The 5575-nt window shown below is 68.6% G+C and carries 7 protein-coding genes; 6 read left to right on the top strand and 1 reads right to left on the bottom strand.

The window, feature by feature from the left end; all coding sequences use genetic code 11:
* The 5 genes from AC6RA4_RS23125 to AC6RA4_RS23105 form a co-directional block, all read left to right on the top strand.
* Positions 1-1116, top strand: a 1116-nt coding sequence (locus AC6RA4_RS23125; RefSeq protein WP_500164298.1) for a methylmalonyl-CoA mutase family protein, incomplete at its 5' end; no start/stop codon positions are given.
* Between the two features lie 285 nt (positions 1117-1401).
* Positions 1402-2022: a VOC family protein gene (locus AC6RA4_RS23120; protein WP_500164300.1), complete on the top strand. Its 621-nt coding sequence runs from the start codon at positions 1402-1404 to the stop codon at positions 2020-2022.
* A complete protein-coding gene (locus AC6RA4_RS23115; protein ID WP_500164296.1) occupies positions 2019-2498 on the top strand; it encodes a GNAT family N-acetyltransferase in 480 nt (159 codons plus the stop codon). Before AC6RA4_RS23120 ends, AC6RA4_RS23115 begins: the two co-directional genes overlap by 4 nt.
* Before the next feature lie 41 nt (positions 2499-2539).
* Entirely contained in the window at positions 2540-3223 is a 684-nt protein-coding gene (locus tag AC6RA4_RS23110) for a TerB family tellurite resistance protein (protein ID WP_500164295.1), read from the top strand.
* 5 nt (positions 3224-3228) lie between these two features.
* A complete protein-coding gene (locus tag AC6RA4_RS23105; protein ID WP_500164293.1) occupies positions 3229-4230 on the top strand; it encodes an endonuclease/exonuclease/phosphatase family protein in 1002 nt (333 codons plus the stop codon).
* Positions 4231-4235: 5 nt separating this feature from the next.
* On the opposite strand, the gene hisA is transcribed toward AC6RA4_RS23105, so the two are convergent.
* A complete protein-coding gene (gene hisA / locus AC6RA4_RS23100) occupies positions 4236-4958 on the bottom strand; it encodes a 1-(5-phosphoribosyl)-5-[(5-phosphoribosylamino)methylideneamino]imidazole-4-carboxamide isomerase (protein WP_500164291.1) in 723 nt (240 codons plus the stop codon).
* A gap of 133 nt (positions 4959-5091) precedes the next feature.
* Here hisA and AC6RA4_RS23095 point away from each other — a divergent pair, with 133 nt between their 5' ends.
* Complete coding sequence (locus AC6RA4_RS23095; protein WP_500164289.1) at positions 5092-5478, top strand: DUF2147 domain-containing protein; 387 nt, start codon at positions 5092-5094, stop codon at positions 5476-5478.
* The last annotated feature ends 97 nt before the right edge of the window (positions 5479-5575 follow it).

Below are 5575 nucleotides of genomic sequence, written 5' to 3'. Positions count from 1 at the left end.
GAGGCGATGTCGGCGGTTCTGGGCGGCACCCAGTCGCTGCACACCAACGCGCTCGACGAGGCCATCGCGCTGCCGACCGAGTTCTCGGCCCGCATCGCGCGCAACACCCAGCTCATCCTGCAGGAAGAGACCGGGGTGACAAAGGTCGTCGATCCGATGGCCGGCTCCTACTATGTCGAGAAGCTGACCGCCGATCTCGCCGAGGCGGCGTGGAAGCTGATCGAGGAGGTCGACGAGATGGGCGGCATGACCAAGGCGGTGGCCTCTGGCATGCCCAAGCTGCGCATCGAGGAGACGGCGGCCAAGCGCCAGGCCGATATCGACCGCGGCGATGACGTCATCGTCGGCGTCAACAAGTACCGGCTCGAGAAGGAAGACGAGCTCGACATTCTCGACATCGACAACGCCAAGGTCCGCGACGGACAGGTGGCCTCGCTGGAGCGCATCCGCGCGACCCGCGACCAGGCCGCCTGCGACGCCGCGCTGGGCGAGCTCGAGCGTCGGGCCAAGGAGGGCGGCAACCTGCTCGAGGCGGCCGTCGAAGCAGCCCGCGCGCGGGCCTCTGTCGGAGAGATCAGCATGGCGATGGAAAAGGTGTTCGGCCGTCACCGGGCCGAGGTGAAGACGCTGGCGGGCGTCTACGGCGCCGCCTACGAGGGCGACGAGGGCTTTGCCGCGATCCAGAAGTCGGTCGAGGATTTCGCCGAGGAAGAAGGCCGCCGTCCGCGCATGCTGGTGGTCAAGATGGGCCAGGACGGCCACGACCGCGGCGCCAAGGTGATCGCGACGGCCTTTGCCGATATCGGCTTCGACGTCGACGTGGGGCCGCTGTTCCAGACCCCCGACGAGGCGGCGCAGGACGCCATCGACAACGACGTGCACATCATCGGCATCTCGTCGCAGGCCGCCGGCCACAAGACGCTGGCGCCGCAGCTGATCGAGGCGCTGAAGGCGCAGGGCGCCGAGGACATCATCGTGATCTGCGGCGGGGTGATCCCGCATCAGGATTACAAGTTCCTCTACGACGCCGGGGTAAAGGCGATCTTCGGTCCGGGGACCAACATCCCCGACGCGGCGCAGGACATCCTGAAGCTGATCCGCGAAGCGCGCGGTTAACAGGGCAGGGGCCGGGGATCTTCCCCGGCCCTTTGCTTATTGAAAGACGGATCACGCGAGCGCCGTGCGTCCGGCAGGACGATGGCGCAGAGCGTCGCGTCGCCGCGGACTCGCTGGCCGCCTCTGCCGCCGCTCCCCCGGAGCCTGTAGACGCGCGGACGCTCCGCGAGGGGCCGCCCCGCCCCGTGATAGCGTGCAAACCCCGGGCGTTGATGCATTTTAGCCGTTGCGCCGCCGGTGCGCTCGCCTATCGTGACCCGAATGAACAACGACCCCGGGCGGCGGATGAAGCTGGAACTGGATCATATCGCGGTGGCGGGCGAGAGCCTCGAGGAGGCGGTCGCCCATGCCGAGGCCGCCGTCGGCATGCCGCTGCTGCCCGGCGGCGAACACCCGCGCTACGGCACCCATAACCAGCTCCTGGGCCTTGGCCGGGGGCTCTATCTCGAGGCCATCGCCATCGACCCCGCCGCGCCGCCGCCCGAGGGCGCGCGCTGGTTCGGGCTCGACGATTTCCACGGCCCTGCAAGGCTCGACAAATGGATCTGCCGGGTGCGCGACATGGATGCCGCGCTCGAGGCGCTGCCGATGGCGGGCAAGCCGGTGGATCTCGAGCGCGGGCGGCTGCGCTGGGTGATGTCGGTGCCCGAGGATGGCCGTCTGCCCTTTGACGGCGTGTTCCCGGCGCTGATCGAATGGAAGAGCCCGGTGCCTGCCGGCGCGATCCTCTCGGCCTCCGGCACGCGGCTCGAAAAGCTCGAGGTGATCCACCCCGAGGCCAAGGCGCTTGAGGCGCTGCTCGCGCCCCATCTCGACGCGCCGCTGGTCTCCTTCGTCACCGGAGCGAAGCCGGGGCTGCGCGCCGAACTGCGCACCGCGCAGGGCCAGCGCCGGATCCTGCAATGATCGTCCGCCCCGCCTGCGCGGCGGATGCCGCGGCACTCACCGCGCTCTGGAATCCGTGGATCGAGACCACCGCGATCACCTTCTCGACGGCGCTCAAGACCCCCCAAGGCATTGCCTCCGACATCGCCGAGCGCGGCGATGCCTTCCTCGTTGCCGAAGACGCGGGCAGGCTTCTGGGCTTCGCCACCTTCTTCCCGTTCCGCGGCGGGCCCGGCTATGCCCGCACCAAGGAACACACGGTCATCCTCGCCCCCGAGGCAAGAGGTCGCGGGGCGGGGCGGGCGCTGATGACCGCGCTCGAAGACGTCGCCCGCAGCCGGCAGGTGCACTCGCTCTTCGCCGGGGTTTCGGCGGAAAACCCTGCGGGCGTGGCGTTTCACGCCGCCATCGGCTTCACCGAGGCCGCCCGCCTGCCGCAGGTCGGCTTCAAGTTCGGGCGCTGGATGGACCTTGTCCTGATGCAGAAATTTCTCTGAACCGCGCTGACTTCGCCCCCGCAAGGCACTAGAATCGCCGAATGTCGATCTGGACCCGCATCTCCGAGGCACTGTCCGCGCTCGCCAATGGCGAGGGCCTTGGCGCGGTGTTCGACCGCCTGCGCCAGCCGCCCGAGCGCAGCGTCGCCTTCACCATCGCGGTGATCGCGCTCTCGGCCAAGATGGCCAAGGCCGATGGCCAGGTGACCCGCAACGAGGTGCTGGCCTTCCGCGAGGTGTTCCACGTCGCCCCCGAGGACGAGGCGGCGGCGGCGCGGGTGTTCAACCTCGCCCGGCAGGACGTGGCTGGCTTCGAGGAATACGCCCGCCGCATCCGGCGCATGTTCGATGACAGCAAAGGGCCGATCTGCGACCTGCTCGAGGGGCTGTTCTACATCGCCATGGCCGACGGGCACTACCACCCCGCCGAAGAGGCCTTTCTCGACCGCGTGGCCGAGATCTTCGAGGTCGCGCCCGCCGATTACCGCGCCATCCGCGCCCGCTTCGTGCCCGATGCCGCCCCCGATCCCTATGCGGTGCTCGGCGTCTCGCCAGAAGCCCCGCTCGACGAGATCCGCCAGCAATGGCGCCGCCTCGTGCGCGACAGCCACCCCGACGTGATGCAGGCGCGCGGTGTGCCCGAGGAGGCGGTGAAGCTTTCCGAGAAGCGCCTGATCGATATCAACCACGCCTGGGAAGAGATCTCGGCGCAGCGCGCGGCCTGAGGCGGATGCGCCTCGCCACCTACAATATCGAGTGGTTCGACGCCCTGTTCGACGATGCCGGGCAGCTGCTGAACGATGGCGGCTGGTCGGCGCGCCACGACATCACCCGCCAGCAGCAGACCGAGGCCCTGGGCATCGTCTTCACGGCGATGGATGCCGACGCGGTGATGATCATCGAGGCGCCCGACAGCAATTCCCGGCGCGACACCGACCGCGCGCTCAAGCACTTCGCCGAGGCCTTCGAGCTGCGCACCCGCGAGGTGCTGACCGGCTTTGTCAACGACACCCAGCAGGAGATCGCGCTGCTCTACGATCCGGCGGTGCTGACCATGCGCCACGCCCCTCAGGAGAGCGAAGAGGCGCCGCGCTTCGACCGGGTCTTTCACATCGATCTCGATATCGATGCGACCCGCGACAAGGTCAGCTTCTCGAAGCCGCCGCTCGAGGTCGAGGCGCTGACGGCGTCGGGCAAGCTGCTGCGGCTGATCGGGGCGCATCTGAAATCCAAGGCGCCGCACGGCGCGACGACCCACGACCAGATCATGCGGCTCGCCATCTCCAATCGCCGCAAGCAGCTGGCGCAGGCGATCTGGCTGCGCCGTCGGGTCGAGGCGCTGCTGGACGAGGGCGAAAGCGTGATCGTCATGGGCGACCTGAACGACGGCCCCGGGCTCGACGAATACGAGCACCTGTTCGGGCGCAGCTCGGTCGAGATCGTGCTGGGCGATGGCGGCCCGCCGCTCTTCGATCCCCATGCCGAGCGCGCGCTGGCGTCGAAATTCGGCGCCCAGCCCACCACCGCGCGGTTCTATCTCAAGCCCGAGAAACGCTACATGCAGGCGATGCTCGACTACATCATGGTCTCGCCGGATCTGGCGGCCACGCGCCCGTCATGGCGCATCTGGCACCCGTTCGACGACCCGGTCTGCTGGCGCACGCCAGAGCTGCGCGAGGCGCTGCTCGTGGCGTCGGATCATTTTCCGGTGACGCTCGACATCGAGATCTGAGAGGCTCAGCCCGCGAGGGCCTTCAGCGCCTCCTTCAGATCGAGCGCGCCGTCATAGAGCGCCCGGCCCGAGATCGCGCCGTTGAGCGCCGCGCCGCAATCGCGCAGATCCTTGAGATCCTTGAGAGACGAGACGCCGCCCGAGGCGATGACCGGGATCGTCACCGCGCGGGCGAGCGCCGCGGTGGCCTCGACATTCGGGCCCTGCATCGCGCCGTCGCGGTTGATGTCGGTGTAGATGATCGCGGCAACGCCGGCATCCTCGTAGCTTTTCGCAAGCTCGACCGCGTCCACATCCGTCACCTCGGCCCAGCCCTTGGTGGCGACGCGGCCGTCGCGCGCATCGATGCCGACGGCGATCTTGCCGGGGAAGGCGGCGGCGGCCTCGCGCACGAGGGCGGGGTTCTCTACCGCCACGGTGCCGAGGATGACGCGCGCCAGCCCCTTGTCGAGCCAGCGCTCGATGGTCGCCATGTCGCGGATGCCGCCGCCAAGCTGGGCGGGCGTCTTGGTCTGGCTCAGGATCGCCTCGACCGCCGCCGCGTTGACCGGCTCGCCGGCGAAGGCGCCGTTGAGATCGACGAGGTGCAGCCACTCGCAGCCGGCGGCGACGAATTCCAGCGCCTGCGCGGCGGGATCGTCGTTGAACACGGTGGCCTTGTCCATGTCGCCACGCAGCAGGCGCACGGCCTTGCCGTCCTTCAGGTCGATCGCGGGGTAAAGGATCATGGCTCGTTCGGCTCCGTCTCTGTCTGGTCTCGTGACGCGAGGTCTCATGAAAGCCTACCTTGCGTCAATGTTGAACGGAATCGGCGGCTTGCGTCACGCTCTCGATACATTGCTCAGAGGGAGGAGACGAGCCATGAAAGCACTGGCACTGGCGGTAGGGCTGATCGGCCTTGGCGGCGCGGCGCTGGCGGACCCGGTGGAAGGCGTCTGGCAGACGCAACCGGATGACAACGGCAATTTCGCATTGGTCACCATCGCGCCCTGCGGCGCCGAAATCTGCGGCACGCTGGGCAAGGGCTATGACAGCGCCGGCCAGCCGATCACCTCGCCCAATATCGGGCGGCAGATGATCTGGGGCATGTCGCCCAAGGGCGGCGGCGCCTATGGCGGCGGCAAGATCTGGGCCCCGGACCGCGACAAGACCTACAACTCGAAGATGGCGCTGTCCGGCGACCGTCTGAAGGTGGAGGGCTGCGTTTTAGGCATCTGCCGCGGCCAGACATGGCGGCGGGTGAAGTAGCGCGCCGCTGCCGACGGTCCGGCTGCGCCCGGCCGCGAGACGGGGAGGGGGCCAGCCCCCTCTTGGCGCAAGCGCCAATTCACCCCCGAGGTATTTT

The organism is Salipiger sp., assembly GCF_059781815.1.
This window is presented reverse-complemented; position numbering and strand designations above follow the sequence as displayed.